12 protein-coding genes and 1 pseudogene are annotated in these 16047 nt (G+C 72.8%); 7 read left to right on the forward strand and 6 right to left on the reverse strand.

Annotated elements, in window-relative coordinates; genetic code table 11:
- Nucleotides 1–756: RICIN domain-containing protein (locus tag ACGF3I_RS20965; protein ID WP_393134144.1), on the forward strand; the 756-nt coding region annotated here is incomplete at its 5' end.
- A gap of 72 nt (nucleotides 757–828) precedes the next feature.
- On the opposite strand, the gene ACGF3I_RS20970 is transcribed toward ACGF3I_RS20965, so the two are convergent.
- Entirely contained in the window at nucleotides 829–1761 is a 933-nt protein-coding gene (locus ACGF3I_RS20970) for a LysR family transcriptional regulator (protein ID WP_393134146.1), read from the reverse strand.
- 70 nt (nucleotides 1762–1831) lie between these two features.
- Between ACGF3I_RS20970 and ACGF3I_RS20975 the strand changes: the two genes are divergently transcribed.
- The 6 genes and pseudogenes from ACGF3I_RS20975 (at nucleotide 1832) to ACGF3I_RS21000 (ending at nucleotide 7694) form a co-directional block, all read left to right on the forward strand.
- Nucleotides 1832–2770 (forward strand): NAD-dependent epimerase/dehydratase family protein, encoded by a 939-nt coding sequence (locus tag ACGF3I_RS20975; protein WP_393134148.1) that lies wholly within the window; start codon nucleotides 1832–1834, stop codon nucleotides 2768–2770.
- Between the two features lie 14 nt (nucleotides 2771–2784).
- Nucleotides 2785–3669 (forward strand): aldo/keto reductase, encoded by an 885-nt coding sequence (locus ACGF3I_RS20980; protein WP_393134150.1) that lies wholly within the window; start codon nucleotides 2785–2787, stop codon nucleotides 3667–3669.
- A 346-nt stretch (nucleotides 3670–4015) separates the two neighbouring features.
- Complete coding sequence (locus tag ACGF3I_RS20985; RefSeq protein WP_393134152.1) at nucleotides 4016–5305, forward strand: MFS transporter; 1290 nt, start codon at nucleotides 4016–4018, stop codon at nucleotides 5303–5305.
- Between the two features lies 1 nt (nucleotide 5306).
- A pseudogene (locus ACGF3I_RS20990) lies at nucleotides 5307–5426 on the forward strand (dihydrofolate reductase); the annotation flags it as partial.
- A 404-nt stretch (nucleotides 5427–5830) separates the two neighbouring features.
- Nucleotides 5831–7318: an MFS transporter gene (locus ACGF3I_RS20995; protein WP_393134154.1), complete on the forward strand. Its 1488-nt coding sequence runs from the start codon at nucleotides 5831–5833 to the stop codon at nucleotides 7316–7318.
- 40 nt (nucleotides 7319–7358) lie between these two features.
- On the forward strand, nucleotides 7359–7694 hold the full coding sequence (locus ACGF3I_RS21000) for a hypothetical protein (protein ID WP_393134156.1): 336 nt from the start codon (nucleotides 7359–7361) through the stop codon (nucleotides 7692–7694).
- A gap of 81 nt (nucleotides 7695–7775) precedes the next feature.
- On the opposite strand, the gene ACGF3I_RS21005 is transcribed toward ACGF3I_RS21000, so the two are convergent.
- The 5 genes from ACGF3I_RS21005 to ACGF3I_RS21025 form a co-directional block, all read right to left on the reverse strand.
- Nucleotides 7776–9785 carry a hypothetical protein gene (locus ACGF3I_RS21005; RefSeq protein WP_393134158.1) on the reverse strand — a complete coding sequence of 670 codons (2010 nt, stop codon included), beginning with the start codon at nucleotides 9783–9785 and terminating at the stop codon, nucleotides 7776–7778.
- Between the two features lie 85 nt (nucleotides 9786–9870).
- On the reverse strand, nucleotides 9871–11631 hold the full coding sequence (locus ACGF3I_RS21010) for a carbamoyltransferase (RefSeq protein ID WP_393134160.1): 1761 nt from the start codon (nucleotides 11629–11631) through the stop codon (nucleotides 9871–9873).
- Nucleotides 11628–12980 carry a hypothetical protein gene (locus ACGF3I_RS21015; RefSeq protein WP_393134162.1) on the reverse strand — a complete coding sequence of 451 codons (1353 nt, stop codon included), beginning with the start codon at nucleotides 12978–12980 and terminating at the stop codon, nucleotides 11628–11630. Before ACGF3I_RS21015 ends, ACGF3I_RS21010 begins: the two co-directional genes overlap by 4 nt.
- Nucleotides 12967–14625, reverse strand: a complete 1659-nt coding sequence (locus ACGF3I_RS21020) for an ABC-F family ATP-binding cassette domain-containing protein (protein WP_393134164.1) — start codon at nucleotides 14623–14625, stop codon at nucleotides 12967–12969. The genes ACGF3I_RS21015 and ACGF3I_RS21020 overlap by 14 nt, the downstream gene beginning before the upstream one ends.
- Nucleotides 14626–14668: 43 nt before the next feature.
- A complete protein-coding gene (locus tag ACGF3I_RS21025; RefSeq protein WP_393134166.1) occupies nucleotides 14669–16042 on the reverse strand; it encodes a hypothetical protein in 1374 nt (457 codons plus the stop codon).
- Nucleotides 16043–16047: the final 5 nt, after the last annotated feature.

Below are 16047 nucleotides of genomic sequence, written 5' to 3' on the forward strand. Positions count from 1 at the left end.
CGCTGGGTGCTGGCGGTGGGCACGGTGGTGCTGGCGCTCGCGGTGACGTTCGCGATGATCTGGTTCCGTCATGACACCGGGGTCAAGAGCCAGGCTTCGGAGCAGGCGCCGGCCAAGCAGGTGCCGCTGCCGCAGGGCTCCCAGACCCCGCTGCCCGCTCCCCCGCCCAGCCCGTCCAAGGCGCCCGAGCCGCCGCCGTCCGCGCCCGCGCCCCAGCAGCCCAAGCCCAAGCCCGAAGGCGGGTCGGGCGGATCCGGCGGCGGGGGCGGTGGTCCGAAGAAGCCCCAGTACGACCCGACCAAGCTGGTACGCATCCAGTCCGGGCTCGGCAAGTACCTGACGACGAAGACGAGTGACAGCCGGGAAGGACGGCACGTCACCACGTGGGCGGAGATCAAGGACAACCCCACGTGGGACCAGTACTGGTACGTCCGGCCGCTGCCGCGCGACGAGTTCGCCATCACCTCCTCGTCCGAGCCGTGGGCCGTCGTCGACAACACCCGCGAAGGCAATCAGGTCCAGATGTGGGGTGCGGTCGGCGGTGATCCCAGTCTCACCAACGGGCAGATGACCAAGAACCAGAAGTGGTCGATCCAGCCGATCGAAGGAGCGGAGGGATTCGTGAAGATCGTCAGCAAGGACGACGCATGGTGCCTCTCCGACCTCTCCCCCAACGACACGAAGCTCCAGGTCGCCGAGGTGCGCCCCTGCGGAGCCCTGCCCACCGACCAGCAGCGTTGGCGCATAGTCTCCTGAACGACCCGGACCAGGGGTCCGGCCGGACGCCGGTGGGCGAACCGCCCGCCGGCATCCGGCCGCACCCCTCACTCATGACCGTCCACCGGCCGACGCTCCGCTCCTCCGGCACCGTTCGGCCTCGTCGACCAGCGCCTGGATGAGGGTCGTCACGTGCGGCCGCGCCCTTCGGCGGATCGTGGCGACGCCGATGTGCCGGACGGGGCCGGACGGCCCGACCGGCACCACACACAGCCCCGGGATCCGGGGAGTGAGCGCGATGGTGGGGATCAGTGAGATCCCCACGCCGGCGGCGACGAGTGAACGCGCGAAGAAGTAGTCCGTGGTGGTGCCGCGCACGTCGGGGGTGAAGCCGGCGCGCTCGGCGTAACGGCGCAGGTACGCCTCGGTCTTGTGGCAGCCGAGCACCCAGGGCTCGGCGGCGAGCTCGGCGAGGTCGAGGGCGTCGCGGCCGGCGAGTGGATGATCACGCGGCAGGACGACGTGCAGGGGATCGTCCAGGATCGGGGCCCATGCCAGACCGGAGTTGGGGCCGGGCCCGAGAGGCAGCGGCCCGTCGAAATGGTAGGCGAGCGCGAGATCCACGGCGCCCTGCCGGACGAGCGGCAGGGTGCTTTCGGGCTCGCCCTCCCTGATGTGCAGCACGGTGCCGGGATGGGCGGTCATGAGCCGGTCGAGTGCGCCGGGCAGCAGGAGCCTGCCGCCACTGGTGAAGGTGGCGACGGTCAACTGGGCTGCGCCCGTGGCGAGTTGGTCGACCTGCTGTTGTGCGTGTTCGAGTTCGGCGGCGACCGATTCGGCGGCACCGACCATGATCCGGCCCGCCTGCGTCAGGGTCACACCGCGCGTGCTGCGGACGACGACCTGGGTTCCGAGGCTGCGCTCCAGGGCGGCCACGTGCTGGGAGACGGCCGAGGGGGTCAGACGCAGGGCCACGGCCGCCCGGTTGAAGCTGCCGTGCTCCGCCACGGTCCGCAGGACGCGCAGCCGCTGAACATCGATCAACAGTTTTCCTTCATACGTATGCAGTGGATCAGCACTTCTGCTGCTGACGATAGACGGACACGATGGCGACATGAAGAGGATCTGCGTCATCGGCGGAAGCCGCTACGTCGGAAAGCTCCTGGTCGAACGGCTGCTGTCGGCCGGCCACCAGGTGACCGTGCTCAACCGCGGCTCCGCCCGGCCGCCGGCCGGCGCCGAGCACGTGGTCGTCGACCGCGACGACGAGGCCGCTCTTGGTGCCGCACTCGGCTCGCGCACCTTCGACGTGGTGGTCGATCAGGTCTGCTACACCCCTGTGCAGGCCGCCATCGCCGTCCGTGTGTTCACCGGCCGCGCGGACCGCTACGTCATGACCTCCACGATCGAGGTCTACGACCCGGCCGGCGCCGCGCTGCCCCAAGTCGCCCCGGGCACTCCGGTGGAGGAGGCGAACGTCGACCCCGCCTCCTGGCTCGTCTCCCTGGATCTGCCCTGGCAGCACGACGCCTACCGCGATGCGCACTACGCCGAGGGCAAGCGCCAGGCGGAGGCCGTCTTCGCGCGCGCCGACCGGCTCACGTTCGCCGGTGTGCGCAGTGCCCATGTGCTCGGCGGCGGTGCGCGGGAGTTCACCGGCCGACTGGCGCATTACGTCGAGCGCATCACCCGGGGCCGGGAAGTCCTGGTGCACGCACACGCTCTGCCGACGGTCTTCATCCACTACCAGGAGCTCGCGCAGGTGCTGCTGTGGGCGGCCGGCGGCGACTTCACCGGCGCGGTGAACGCGTGCTCCGACGTACCACTCGATGTGTACGACATCGCCGCGGCCGTGGCCGCACGGAGCGGCCGGGCACCCGTCTTTCGGAGCGTCCCGGCGGGCGAGGAGGCGTCGCCTTTCTCCTTCGACCGCCACTACGCCATGAGCAACGCCCGTGCCAAGGCACTGGGTTTCACCTTCTCCCGCACCTGCGACTGGCTGCCCGGCGCTGTCACCGAAGCCCTGACCGGCGCGCCGTCGCCCACCATCTGAGGAGCACCACGACCATGCGGTACCGCACCCTCGCGCACACCACCGTCAGCGCCGTCGGACTCGGCGCCATGCCGCTGTCCATCGAGCACCGGCCGGACGAGACGCGGGCCGTCGCCACCGTCCACGCCGCGCTCGACGCCGGCATCACGCTCATCGACACGGCCGACAGCTACCACTGGCACGCAGGTGAAGTGGGCCACAACGAGTTGCTCATCGCCCGCGCGCTGGCACGCTACGGGGGCGACACTTCGCATGTCCTGGTCGCCACCAAGGGGGGTCGCGGCCGCCCCGGGGACGGCAGTTGGACCGTCGCGGCCGGCCCCGAACACCTCAAGCGCGCCGCCCGGGCCTCCGCCGGGCGTCTGGGGGTCGAGGCCATCGGCCTCTATCAGCTGCACAAGCCGGACCCGACGGTGCCCTGGGCGGAGTCCGTCGGCGCGCTCCGCGACCTGGTGGACGCCGGCACGATCCGCGCCGCCGGCATCTCCAACGTCACGACCGCCCAGATCCGCGAAGCACACGAGATCCTGGGCAGCTCTCTCGTCTCCGTACAGAACCAGTACTCGCCCGCCGTGCGCGACAGCGAGGCCGAGTTGCGGCTGAGCGCTCAACTGGACCTGGCCTTCCTGCCGTGGAGTCCGCTCGGCGGCATTTCGCGCAGCTCTCTGGACGGCCCCTCCGGTCCGGCTTCCGCCGGCACGGCCTTCCATCGTGTCGCGGCTCGGCGCGGCGTCAGCCCGCAGCAGGTCGCGCTGGCGTGGCTGCTGGCCCGCTCTCCGGCGGTGGTCCCGGTACCGGGGGCCAGCCGACCCGCCTCCATCGCCGACTCGGCCCGGGCCGCCGACCTCGAACTGAGCGTGGCGGAGTTGGCGGACCTGGAGGAAACCGTGCCCGTCTGAGGCTTTCGAGGTGGATGGGCCGGAGGGGTGGGCGGGCCGGGGCGGCGGACGGCACGGATACGGCGCGGTACGGCGCAGGGTCGGCCGGACCGGGCCGGTATCGCGGGCGGCTCCCCGACGGCGGGGGCCGGTCGGCCGGACCGGGTCGGTATCGCGGCCGACGCGGCGGCTCCCCGTGTGGTGTTGCGGTGCATCGCGCCCGTGCGCACAGATACTCGGTCCGGCGGGGAGTCGGTCCGGCCGGGAGTTCCGCGGAGGCGGGCCGGGGCCCACCGGACCACCCCCACGACTCCCGCTCCCCCGCACCCCCCACCGCCTCCACCTTTTCGCCGGCGAAAGACACCGCGTGAGCCCTGCGACGACCGCCCCCCTTGCCCTCCGCACCGAATCGGCACGCACCTGGCAGGGCCCGTACGTCCGCTACGTGGCCGGCCGCGGGGTGTCCACCGCCGGCAGCAATCTGGTCAATGTCGTGACGGCGTTCGCAGTCCTGACAGCGGGAGGCAGCGGTTTCGCGGCAGGGCTCGTCCTGGGATGCTCGGTGGCGAGCCAGACGCTCCTGCTCCCCCTCAGTGGCGTTCTCGCGGACCGGCTGAACCGCAGGAAGCTCGCCGTCACCGGCAACCTGGCCCTCGCCGCGGTGCAGGCCGTCCTGGGCACCCTGCTGATCGCGCGGCCGGACCGGACTCCCCTGGGGGTGTTCGCCCTCGCCGCGGCCCTCACCGGCGCGGCCACCGCCGTGGTGCAGCCCGCCTTCCAGGGGTTGATCGTCGAACTGGTCCCCGCGGTCCTCCTGCAGAAGGCCAACGCCTCCCTGCGTCTGGTCCTCAACCTCGCCCGCATCGCGGTCCCCGGCATCGGATCCCTGTGCGGTGCCGCCTTCGGCTACGGGCACGTCCTCCTGGCCGGCGCCCTCGCCTTCGCCTCCTGCTCCCTCATCATGCTGCGGCTCCCGGTGCGGCCCCTGCCCCGGCCCGCTTCCACCGTCGCCCACGGCTGGCGCGAGGGCTGGGACGCCTTCCGGGCCCGCACGTGGATGTGGGGATACGCCCTCGCCGGGGCCCTCACCATCCCCCTGTGGCTCGCCGGGTACCAGCTCCTCGGACCGCTGATCCTGTCCCGGCAGACCGGCGGAGCCGCGCTCTGGGCCTGGGCCGTATGTGCCTTCTCCTGCGGCATGGTCGCCGGATCCGCCGTGGCGCTGCGCTGGAGCCCCGGCCGGCCCATGCTCGCCTGCGTCACCATCCAGTTGGTGTGGCCCCTGCCGCTGGCCGTCCTCGCCACGACACCGCGACTGCCCGTCCTGCTCGCCTCGATAGTCCTCAGCGGGACCAGCCTGGAACTGGCCGTCGTCTTCTTCGAGACCGCCAGACAGCAGCACGTGCCCGAGCACCTCATCGGACGGGTCACCGCCCTGGCCCAGATCGGCGAAAGCGCCTTGATCCCCTTCGGCTACGTCCTGGCCGGAACCGTCGCGGACGGTGCGGGCGCCGCCCGCGTGATGGGGCTGTGCGCCCTGGGCATCCTGCTCACCACCCTCTCCCTGCTGTGCAGCAGCAGCGTGCGCACCCTGCCCGCGCTGCCCGCGGGCCCCGACGCCTCGAAGGAGCCGCACAACCGGCGCGGCCGCGGGTGACCGTCGGCCGTTCGACCACCTGGGCGCCGAGCACATCGAACGGGACCCCGTCCGACGGCTGGAGGACCGGGACGTCACGCACCTCCGCCACCGGGCGCGCCGACCCGAACGGGCCGCGTAAGGCCCCGGGCCGCTTCTCGCCGCCACCGCACCGGCCCGCGCCGCTCGGTCCGGGTCTGGCGTAAGGTGAACGAAGTCCTGTGCCGGGTGTCGGTGGCGGTGGCGGCGCGACGGCGATGCCGACGGCGGCCCGCCGACACGTGACCGGACTTCCTGTTCCTGCGGTATCGATCTCGAGGTGACGTCCTATCCATCAGGCCCTGTAGTCGTCCGCGTTCCCCACGTGCTGATGTGTCGCACGTGTTCGGGGGCGGACGTCGCGCAGGCCTGAGTCGCGTCACCCTCCCCCGAGTCCTTCCGTCTCTCCCCGGGTGCAGCTCCGCCGTCTGCCCCGGGTTCCGTGTTTCCGGCCCCGGCGCGGCTGTCGGCGGGCTCCCCGATTCCTCCGGATCAGGAGTTCCCACCGTGTCTTCATCCGCGCTCGGCAACGAGCCGCAGCACACCCCCCGCCCGCCGGACCACCCGGCGCCCCGCTCGCCGCGTACGGCCCTCGCCGCCCGGATCGCCCTCGTGGTGCTGCTGGTGGCCGAACTCATGGACATCCTGGACCAGTCGATCGTCCTGACCGCCCTGCCCGCCATCCAGGAGTCGACCGGTGCCGGGCCTGCCTCGGTGCAGTGGCTGACCGCCGCGTACTCGCTGACGGTCGCCGTCGGACTGATCACCGGCGGACGCCTCGGTGACCTCCACGGCCGCCGCCGGGTCCTCCTGATCGGCACCGCCGTGTTCACCGCGGCCTCGCTGCTGTGCGGCCTCGCCACCGGCGCCGGGCCGCTGATCGCGGCCCGCGTGCTGCAGGGTGCGGGAGTGGCCTTGATGATCCCGCAGGTACTGGCCACGCTCCACGTCACCTTCGACGGTGAGAACCGCAGCAGGGCCTTCGGTCTCTACGGGGCCGTCCTCTCGCTCGCCAATGTCCTGGGCCCCGTCCTGGGCGGGCTGCTCACCGAGGCCGATCTGGGCGGGCTGTCCTGGCGGCCGATCTTCCTCGTGAACGTGCCCGTCGGTCTCGCCGTGCTGCTCCTGGGACGGAGGTTCGTCCCCGAGTCGAGCGTGCCCAAGGCCGACCGGCTCGACCTGACCGGCACGCTCCTGTCGGCCTCGGCCATCGTCCTGATCCTGTTCCCCCTCACCGAGGGCCGCGCCCACCACTGGCCGCTGTGGTGCTTCGTCATGCTCGCCGCCGGCCTGCTCGCCCTCGGCGTCCTCCTGCGCCAGCAACAGCGCAGGCAGCACAGCGCGCCGCTCCTCGCCCTCTCGCTCTTCCGCGTCCGGCAGTTCACCGGTGGCCTGCTGGCGCAGCTGATGCTCGGCGTGCTCTGCGGCCTGTTCTTCATGACCTGGACGCTCTACCTCCAGCACGGCCTCGGCATGGGTCCGTTCCACGCGGCGCTCGCCTTCGTGCTGCTCTCCGTCGGGGAGCTGGCCGGTGCGACGATCGCGGCGAAGAGCGGCGGACGCTTCGCCCGCCGCCTGCCCCAGGCGGGCGTCCTCACCGCGCTCGCAGCGATGGCCGGTTACGGATTCCAAGTCGCGCTGTTCCAGGCGGACTTGACTCTCGTGACGATGACCGTTCCGGTGGTGCTGACCGGCTTCGGGCTCGGCATGGTCGGCGGCCCCCTTGCCGACATGGCGCTCGCCGAAGTGCCGCACGAGGACGCCGGGTCCGCCTCGGGCCTGTTCAACACGGCCATGCACCTGGGCATCGCACTCGGCACGGGACTGACCGCCCTGGTGTACTTCGCCACCACGGACGGATCCTCCGACGCCGGACTCAGCCGTGACGCGTTCCTCGGCGTGCTGGAGTGGGCGGGCGGCATCCTCGCCCTGATGTGGGCCCTGATGCTCTGCCTCCCGAGGCACGCGAACAGCCGCGCCGCGTCCGGCCGATGATCCGTGCGATGCTTCGGTCACCGGGACCGAGGGGGGAATCATGGGGATCGAGCTGGAACTGCACTCGGCGCGGCCCACGAGAATGGGGCGTCGCTGGACCCGGGGCACTCTGCTCCGAGGCTCCTACGAGCACGGTGAAGCGCTCGCGAAGGCGCTGAGCACCGCTGCCCATGACTCCGGCAGGCTCGGCCGGGTGGATCCGTACGACGACACCCTGTTCGACGGCCAGGAGGCGCGAGCCGCCCTCCGGGAAGTCACCGCCCTGGTGCGGAGGTGTACGGACGACCGGCAGAGGGCGGCCCTGCTCGACCTCACCGCACTCCTTGAGGCGTGTGCCGCGACGCCGGGCAGCCATGTGTGGTTCATGGGTGACTGACCGGGGCCCGCTCGACTTCCGGGCGAGCCCCGGGCCGGCCCCCCGCGAGGCAGCGAGGCGCGCCAACCTCGCCGCGCTCCTCTACACACCGACCCTGGCGGACTCGGTGAACAGGCGCGCCTCGAAGAGGTCGCCGAAGACGGGCACCGGCAGCGGGATGCGGCCGGTGGCGAGCGTGCGTGCCGCCTCCTGCCGCCAGGTCTCCTCGTCGTGCCGGGCAGCCGGCCAGGACACCACGAGTTCGCCGTACGGGCCGTCCCCTTCGCCCGCCGGGAGGTCCACCTCCAGGAACGCCCAGCCCTGCGTGCACGGCGCGACGGGGGCCAGCACCCGCCCGTCCAGGGTCACCGTGCCCGGCCGGGCGTCCGGCTCGGCGTGCGGGGTGCGGTAGTTGAGCCGCAGCCGCATGCCCTCGGCGCGGTCCAGGCGCACCGGCGCCCGGAACCTCGGGGAGGCGCTGCGGAAGTAGGCGCCCTCGGGGCCGTGGACCAGCTGGGGCGCGCTGTCGAGGCGGCCGGCGAGCAGGTCCTGGGACGCTCCGGCGAGCGGCGGCACCGAGCGGCCGAGGGCCCGCGCGAGCACGCCGGTCAGGGGTGTCCCGGCCAGCGTGGCGAAGTCGTCGAGCGCCGTACTGGTCAGGTAGCGCTCGGCGTTGGGCCGGGCGCACAACCGGTCGTACTCCGGGGTCAGCCACGCGGGGACGCCCTTGGCCAGCAGGCTCAGGAGGTCGGCCGCGTCGTCCCGCACCCCGGGGTCCTCGGCGAAGGCGTTCGTCACGAGGCGGTGCAGCACTTCGGCGGGCTGTCCGTGGCGCGCGTTGTGGCACGCGGCGATCAGGTTGCCCATGGCCCGCTCCCGCGCCGTGCCCGGCAGTTCCGTACGCGGGGAACCTTGCTCCCCGCCCGCGCCACCGCGCAGCGCCCGTGCCACCGCCCGCATGGCGGTGACCGTGCCGGCGGGGCTCAGATGGCAGTAGTCGAGGAAGTGGGCCGGGTCGGGCAACCCGGTGTCAGGGGCGGCGAGTTCCGTCCGCAGGTCGACCAGGGCGTGGTGTCCGCGTTCGGCGAACGCGCGGAGTTCGTCCTGGATCAGCGTCGTCACCCGCGGGGTGTGCGCGACGAGGAGGCCGGACACCGCGTCGCGGCTGCGCTCCCACGCGGCGCGGGCTGCGGCGAAGTCGCCCAGCGCCTCGTGGGCCCGGCCCAGTGCCCAGCCGGGTACGGGGCTGGTGCCCTCGTCCAGCTCCGCCATCCGGGCCGCCGGGGCGAGGACGTCGTGCCAGCGCCCCTGGTCCTGCGCCTCCTGGGTCTGCGCCCGCAGCACGGACCACTCGGCGGCCCGCTCGGCGGGCAGCACCCCGGTGTCCCAGGCCGGATCGGGGCGCCATTCGGTCAGGTTGAACTCCGGTACGACGACCACGACGTCCAGGCCGGGGCGCCGGTCGGCCACCTCCTGCAGCCGCCGCAGCAGCGCTCGCACCCGGGGCCGTACGACGCGGTGCGCGAAGGTGTCGCGCAGGCCGGCGAGGCCGCCCGCACGGAGGGCGTCGGCGAGCCGGTCGTGGTCGGTGACCGTGAGGTTCTGCAGCGACCAGTTGTTCCCCGCCAGCAGGACGACCGCGTCCGCGTCGACCGCGTCCAACCGGCTTATCACCGCGCCCAGTTCGGTGATGCTCGCCCCGGTCTTGGCCAGGTCCACGCACTGCGCGCGCTCGTCCGCGTCATCGAGTGCGCGCTGCAGCACGCCGGTCGGCGTCACCGCCGGGTCCAGCAGGAAGCCCCGCGCGGTGGACTCGCCGAGCACGGCCACGCGGCGGGCGCTCCCCTTGCCCGGTACGTGGTGCGCCTCGGCCCACAGGCGTGCGGTGCCCGGGTCCGTCTCGTGCCGGTGCAGTTCCACTCCGTCGGGCCCGGGCCGCAGGTCCCAGACGCCGACCCGCGGCGCCTCGGCCGCCGCTCCGGCCGGCCGGGGGGTGCGAGTCGGCCGGCCGCGGCCCTTGTGGAGTTCGGCGAGGATCTCGGCCCCGCGGGCGTCGGACAGCAGGCGGGCCAGTCGGTCCGCGCGGGCGATGTCGTCACTGTGGTTGGTCACCGGGATGTGCAGCCCTTCGTCAGTACGCGGAAAGAAATGGCCGTGCGGTCAGGGATGCCGTGTGGTCAGGGATGGCCATGGGGGGTCAGAAGAAGGTGTAGACCGTTTCGCTGACCGACGGCGCGCGGTACGGAGAGGCCTGTTCCAGGCGGTGCAGCGCCGCGGGCGGCACATCGTCGCGGCGGATCAGCTGGTCGTCCAGGACGAGGACGTCGAGCCGCGAGCGGACGAAGCAGGCGAGGGCGTCCGCGGCCGTGTTCACGATCGGCTCCCCCCGCATGTTGAACGAGGTGTTCAACAGCACCGGGAATCCGGTCCGTTCACCGAAGGCGGTCAGCAGCCCGTGGAAGCGGCCGTCGACGTCGGCGGCCACGGTCTGCACCCGCGCCGAGCCGTCGATGTGGGTGATCGCCGGCAGCCCCTCGACGCGTACCTGGGCCGTCTCCAGCATGAAGGGCGATTCGACGTCGAGGTCGAAGAACTCCGCGCACCGCTCCGCGACGACCGCCGGAGCGAAGGGGCGGAACGCCTCCCGCTTCTTGACCAGCGCGTTGATGCGGTCGCGCATGGTGTCGTCGCGGGGGTCGGCCAGGATCGACCGGGAGCCGAGCGCCCGCGGGCCGAATTCGGCGGCCCCCTGGAACCAGCCGAGCACGGCCCCGCCCGCCAGTTCGGCTGCGGCCGCCCGCAGCAGTCCGCCCTCGTCCCCGGTGTGGTCCTCGGCCGGGATACCGGCGAGCCGGAGCATCTCGGCCACCCGGCCCGGGCGTTCGGCGTGGCCGAGCCGCGCGTCCCGCAGGCGCCGGCCGGGGAAGTCGCCGGTGTGGCGGTGGTGGACCAGCGCTGCCGCCCCCACGGCGCCGCCGGCGTCACCGGCGGCCGGCTGCACGAAGAGCTCGTCGAACGGGCCTCGGGTGCGCAGCGCTCCGTTGGCGACGCAGTTGAGGGCGACGCCTCCCGCGTAGCAGAGCCGCCGGCTGCCCGTGCGCTCGTGCAGGTGGGTGGCCTTGCGCAGCAGGATGTTCTCCAGCGCGCCCTGCAGGCTGGCCGCGATGTCCTCGTGGACGGGCAGGAGCTCGTCCTGCGGCGCCCGCGCGGGTACGCCCAGGAGTTCGGCGAGGGCGTCGGTGAACATCCGGCGCTCGTCCCGGAAGTCGAAGTACCGCGGGTCGAGCCGGAACTGCCCTTGCGGACCGTCGATCAGCAGGGACTCCAGCTGGTCCAGGAAGCGCGTCTTGCCGTAGGGCGCGAGGCCCATCACCTTGTATTCGTCGCTGTTGACGTCGAACCCGAGGTAGTTGGTGACCGCGCTGTAGAACAGGCCGAGCGAGTCGGGGAAGCGCACCTCTTCGAGGAGTTCGAGTCCCCCGGCCGCGTCCGCCCTGCCGTAGCTGGTGGTCGCCCACTCCCCGACCGCGTCCGCCACCAGGAGTGCGGACTCGCGGAAGCCGGAGCAGTAGAACGCGCTGGCCGCGTGCGCCTCGTGGTGGGTGACGAAGTCGACCGGGCCCTCGTGGCCGAGCAGTTCACGGATCTCGCGCAGCGGGCGGTCGGCGTCGAGGCGGAACAGGGCTCCGGCCGGCAGCTCGGCGGCCGGCCCGGACAGTGTCGTCCACAGCTGGCGGGAGAGCTTGGCCGTCGGGTTCTCGTAGTAGGCGAGCCGGTCGATCTGCTCGATGCGTACGCCCGCCTTCTCCAGGCAGTGGCGGAAGGCGCGGGCCGGCATGGCCGGGTCGTTGCGGCGCCGGGTGAAGCGTTCCTCGTGGGCGGCCGCGACGAGCCTGCCGTCGATCATGACGGCGCAGGCCGAGTCGTGGTAGAGGGCGGAGACGCCGACGACGATCATCGGGCCATCACCGCCTCGGCGGTGGCGTCCTGGGCCGGTGCGGGCGTCCGCCAGGCGAATCCCGCCATCGGGAACGGGCGTACCAGGGCGACGAGTTGGTCCGTCGTCATCACCGCGACACAGCGGCCGAACCAGGTGCCGACCGGCCTTTCCGCGGCTGGGCCGAGCGGGGTGAGTCCGCCGAGGTCCCGGTACTGCCGGTACTCGGCGAGCAGCATCTCGGCTCCCCGCTCACGCAACAGTCCCAGCTCCTCGTCGGAGGGCTCGTCCGACAGCCCGTGGGCCAGCAACTCGGCGGTGCGCAGATCGAGTTGGGTCCCTTCGGCGAGATCGACGGGGACTTCCGCGTAACCCGCGCGCACCGGGAAGGGCTGGAAGCGGCCGAGGGCGGAGCGGATGAACACGGCGGGCTGCTCGGCGAGGGCCGGGTCGCACAGCATCCCCGCCAGGCCGAGGCCGCGGAACACCGGGTGCACCACGGTGCGCCGTGACACGGTGAGCGCCGCGTTGACCTCACGGAACACCGCGTGCCGTTCCCAGCTGCGCGGATACGGCGGCGAGAGCACCTTGGCACCGGCCGCCACACCGTTCACCTCGGCCACCCACACCCGCAGGTCGAAGGCCTCGGGCGGTACGTCGAGTCCGCCCATGTAGTGGAAGCGCTCCATCCGCTGGAAGTCCGCGAGTTCGCCGGGCCTGACGACCGTGTGCTCCCGGAACGGGGCGAGGGGGGCCTGCGGGGCCGGGGGGATCCGCTTCACGCCGTTGTGGTCGAGGACCACGGTGTGGTCCGGGCCGAGCGGCGCCGCCAGGTCGTCGTGGGCCGTCGCGACCACCGCGGAGACCCCGTTGCGGCGGCAGAACTTCTGGAAGGCGTAGGCGACGACCGCCGCGCTGACCCGGTCCACGGTCGACAGGAACTCGTCCACCACGAGCAGACGGTGGCCACCGGCGTAGGCGAGGGCCAGGCGGGCCCGCGCCTGCTGGCCGTCGGACAGGCGCGCGTACGGGGTGAGGTAGGTGAAGGCCTCCCCGAGGCCCACCTGTCCGAGCAGGTGCAGGGTGCGGGACAGCGGGCCGTCGAACAGTTCGACGAGCGGCCGGTCGTCCACCACGTCCTGCGGTACGTGTGCCTCGGGGTGGTCGGCCAGGAACAACCGCAGGAGGAGGCTCTTGCCGGTGCCCGAGTACCCGGTGACGTAGGTGATCCCGGTGTCGGGCACGGCGACCTCGTCCAGGACGGGCACCGCCGTGAAGCGATCGGGGGTCAGCCCGAAGATGTCCTCGACGGCTCGTATGCGTTCGGATCCGCCGACGCGGGGCGGCCTGGACCAGCTATAGGTGCGCACTGTGTTCCTCTCCCCAGACGGGCTCGTCCCGCAGGGACACCGAGCCGTCGTACTCCACGATCAGGTACCGGTCGAAGCCACGGGCGAACCAGCGGTCGTGGGTGACCGCGAGCACCGTGCCCTCGTACTGTGCGAGGCCGTCCTCAAGGGCCTGGGCGCTGTGCAGGTCGAGGTTGTCCGTCGGCTCGTCGAGCAACAGGAGCGTGGAGCCCTGCAGTTCGAGGAGCAGGATCTGGAAGCGGGCCTGCTGGCCGCCGGACAGCAGGCCGAACGCGAGGTCGGCCTGGGCGTGCAGTTCGTAGCGGCGCAGCGCCGAGATGGCCTGCCCGCGGTCGCGGCCGGGCCGTTCGTCGTCGCCCCGGCCCAGGATGTCCACCAGGGTGCGCCCCGCGAGATCGCGCCGGCCGTGGGTCTGGGCGAACCAGCCGGGGACCACGCGGGCGCCGAGCCGGGCGGTGCCGGTGGCGGCCACCGGCACCCCGTGCAGGTCGGCGTCGTACCGTTCGCCGGAGGTGCCGCCGGCCGCCAGCAGACGCAGCAGGTGCGACTTGCCGGTGCCGTTGGCCCCGAGCACCGCGATGCGCTCGCCGAAGTAGACGTCGAGGTCGAACGGGTCGGTGAGGCCGACGAGTTCGAGGCGCTCGCAGATCACCGACCGCTTGCCGGTACGGCCGCCCGTGAGGGCCATCCGCACGTTCTGCTCCTGGGCGCGCTCGGGCGGCGGCCCGGCGGCCTCGTAGCGGGCGAGCCTGGTCTGGGTGGCCCGGTACTTGGCGGCCATCGCGGAGGAGATCTTCGCCTGTTCCTGGAGGGTGCGGACCAGGTCCTTGAGGCGGCGGTGCTCGTCGGCCCAGTCGCGGTGGCGCTGTTCCAGACGCTCCACTCGGTGGGCGCGGGCCTCCTGGTAGTCGCCGAACCCTCCGCCGTGGACCCAGGCGCCGTGGCCCTCCAGAGTGACGACCTGCGTCGCGGCGTAGGTGAGCAGTTCACGGTCGTGGCTCACCATGAGGACGGTCTTGGAGGTGGCCCTCAACTGCCGTTCCAGCCAGCGCTTCGCGGGGACGTCCAGATAGTTGTCGGGCTCGTCGAGCAGGAGCACGTCGAACGGCCCGCGCAGCAGTGACTCCAGCGCCAGACGCTTCTGCTCGCCGCCCGACAGGGTGCGCACCTCGCGGTTCCGGACATCGTCGTAGGAGGAGCGCATCGCGCTGGTGCACACCACGTCCCAGCCCACCTCGGCCTCGTAGCCGCCGGCCTCCGCCCAGTGGGCGAGGGCGGTGGCGTACGCCATCTGCGTGGGCTCGTCGTCCTGTTCCACCATGCGGGCCTCGGCGGACTCCAGGGCTCGGAACGCTGTACGGACCGCCGGCGGCGCGAGGTCGGCCAGGAACTGCTGGACCGTGGTGTCGTCGTCGATGGAGCCGATGAACTGCCGCATGACGCCGACCGACCGGCCCACGTGGAAGGCACCGGACTTGGCGGGCAGGGCGCCCGAGAGTATCTCCAGGAGTGTGGTCTTGCCGGTGCCGTTGGCCCCGACCAGTGCGGCGACGGCGCCGCTTCCCACCCGGAAGGTCACATCGGAGAACAGGTCGCGTCCGTCGGGAAGTACGTAGTGCAGGTTGCCGACCTCGATGTGGGTCATGGAGTTCCTCCCGGTGCGGGTCCTTGTGCCGTCATCCTTCCACTCACCAGGCGGTCTCCAGGGGGAGGTCCATCTCCCAGTGTTCTGCGGCCAGTTGACAGACCTGTGCGACGGATTGCCCCAGGCGCGCGCCGTGTTGGCCGCGCGCTGCCGCGAACTCGGGCCCGGCGACCAGGAGCAGGCGTCCCGTGTCGCCCACCGTGGTGTGCAGCAGGCAGGCGTTGCTCCGGCCGCCCCGCGCCACCGTGTGCAGGCCGTCGGCGTCCCTGGCCAGCCAGAGGGTGCGGGTTGCTCCGGCCTCCGGCGGGGCCGGTGCGTCCAGCGAGATCACGGCGTTGGCAGAGCCGCCCGCGTCCACCAGGGCCGCGAAGGCCGCGGTGCTCACCCGCAGGTCATGCCCGGCGACGAGCGCGGCGTGCAGCAGCGCCGTCGACAGGTTCGGCTGTCCGCCCTCGAACAGGGCGTGGCCGGCGCCGGTGCGCAGACCCAACTCCCAGGGCAGGAAGCCGTCGCCGACCAGCAGGCCGCTGAGCTGGAAGGCCCCGCGGTAGCCGTGCCTCTCGCGCAGTTCCGCGCCGACGGCCAGTGCCGTGTCCTCAAGGCTCCGGCGCGCCGGGTCGCCGGGTACCCAGTGGCCCGAACATCCCGCGGAGAGCAGCGCTCCCCTTGCCTCCAGGACGATTTCCTCGTGCGGGCGCAGCAGTACGGGCCCCTCGGGCAGCACGAAGCCACCGATGCCGCACGGTGTTCCGGGCACATGCGGCATGACGCGGACGACACGGCAGACCGCGGCCAGCCGGCGGGCCGCTGCCACGGCGTCGCGGGGCGCGCGCAGACGATGGGCCGGCCCGTTCGCCTCGGGTGCCAGCGGATTGCCCACGGCGCGGGCCACGGTGCCGTATCCGAGGTCCTGGGCGAGGTGTGCCTCCTCCAGGAGCCGCGGTTCGGGGGCCACGACGGCCGAGGGCAGCACGGTGATCCCCCGACGGGACCAGAGCGCGTCGAGCGCCCTGTGGTCGGCGAACGCCGCACCCCACCGCGTTCCCGCGTCGGTGACCGGACGCCCGTCGAACTCGGCCGGGCAGCCCGGGGTTTCGGCGACCACCAGGGCCGTGCGGTCGCGGTCGTACGCGTCGAGGGTGGTGCGCAGATCGCGCGGCGGTGCGGTCAGCAGGCGGCTCAGGGCGCGGCCCCGCGCACCGGAGCGGCCCAGGCTCACCACGTGGTGCCCGGCGATGCCCTCCGGTACGAGGCCGCTGCCCGTGCCGTCGGCGACGACGAACGGCTCCGGGGCACCCATGCGGCGCAGCACACCGCTCTGGCGGGCGTACGCGGACAGCGGGTGTCCGATCAGGATGAGCCGGCGGCCCGCGTAGAAGCGGCCGAGTTCCGCCTCGATCGTCGTGGTGCCGGTCACCGGCG

Source organism: Streptomyces sp. NPDC048111 (assembly GCF_043202815.1).
Taxonomy (GTDB): Bacteria; Actinomycetota; Actinomycetes; order Streptomycetales; family Streptomycetaceae; genus Streptomyces.

What these genes read in the sequence shown, in the direction of transcription:
- ACGF3I_RS21010 (WP_393134160.1), bottom strand. Translation starts at nt 11,631, where the DNA reads ATGATCGTCGTCGGCGTCTCCGCCCTCTACCACGACTCGGCCTGCGCC.
- ACGF3I_RS21020 (WP_393134164.1), bottom strand. Translation starts at nt 14,625, where the DNA reads ATGACCCACATCGAGGTCGGCAACCTGCACTACGTACTTCCCGACGGA.
- ACGF3I_RS20975 (WP_393134148.1), top strand. Translation starts at nt 1,832, where the DNA reads ATGAAGAGGATCTGCGTCATCGGCGGAAGCCGCTACGTCGGAAAGCTC.
- ACGF3I_RS20980 (WP_393134150.1), top strand. Translation starts at nt 2,785, where the DNA reads ATGCGGTACCGCACCCTCGCGCACACCACCGTCAGCGCCGTCGGACTC.
- ACGF3I_RS21000 (WP_393134156.1), top strand. Translation starts at nt 7,359, where the DNA reads ATGGGGATCGAGCTGGAACTGCACTCGGCGCGGCCCACGAGAATGGGG.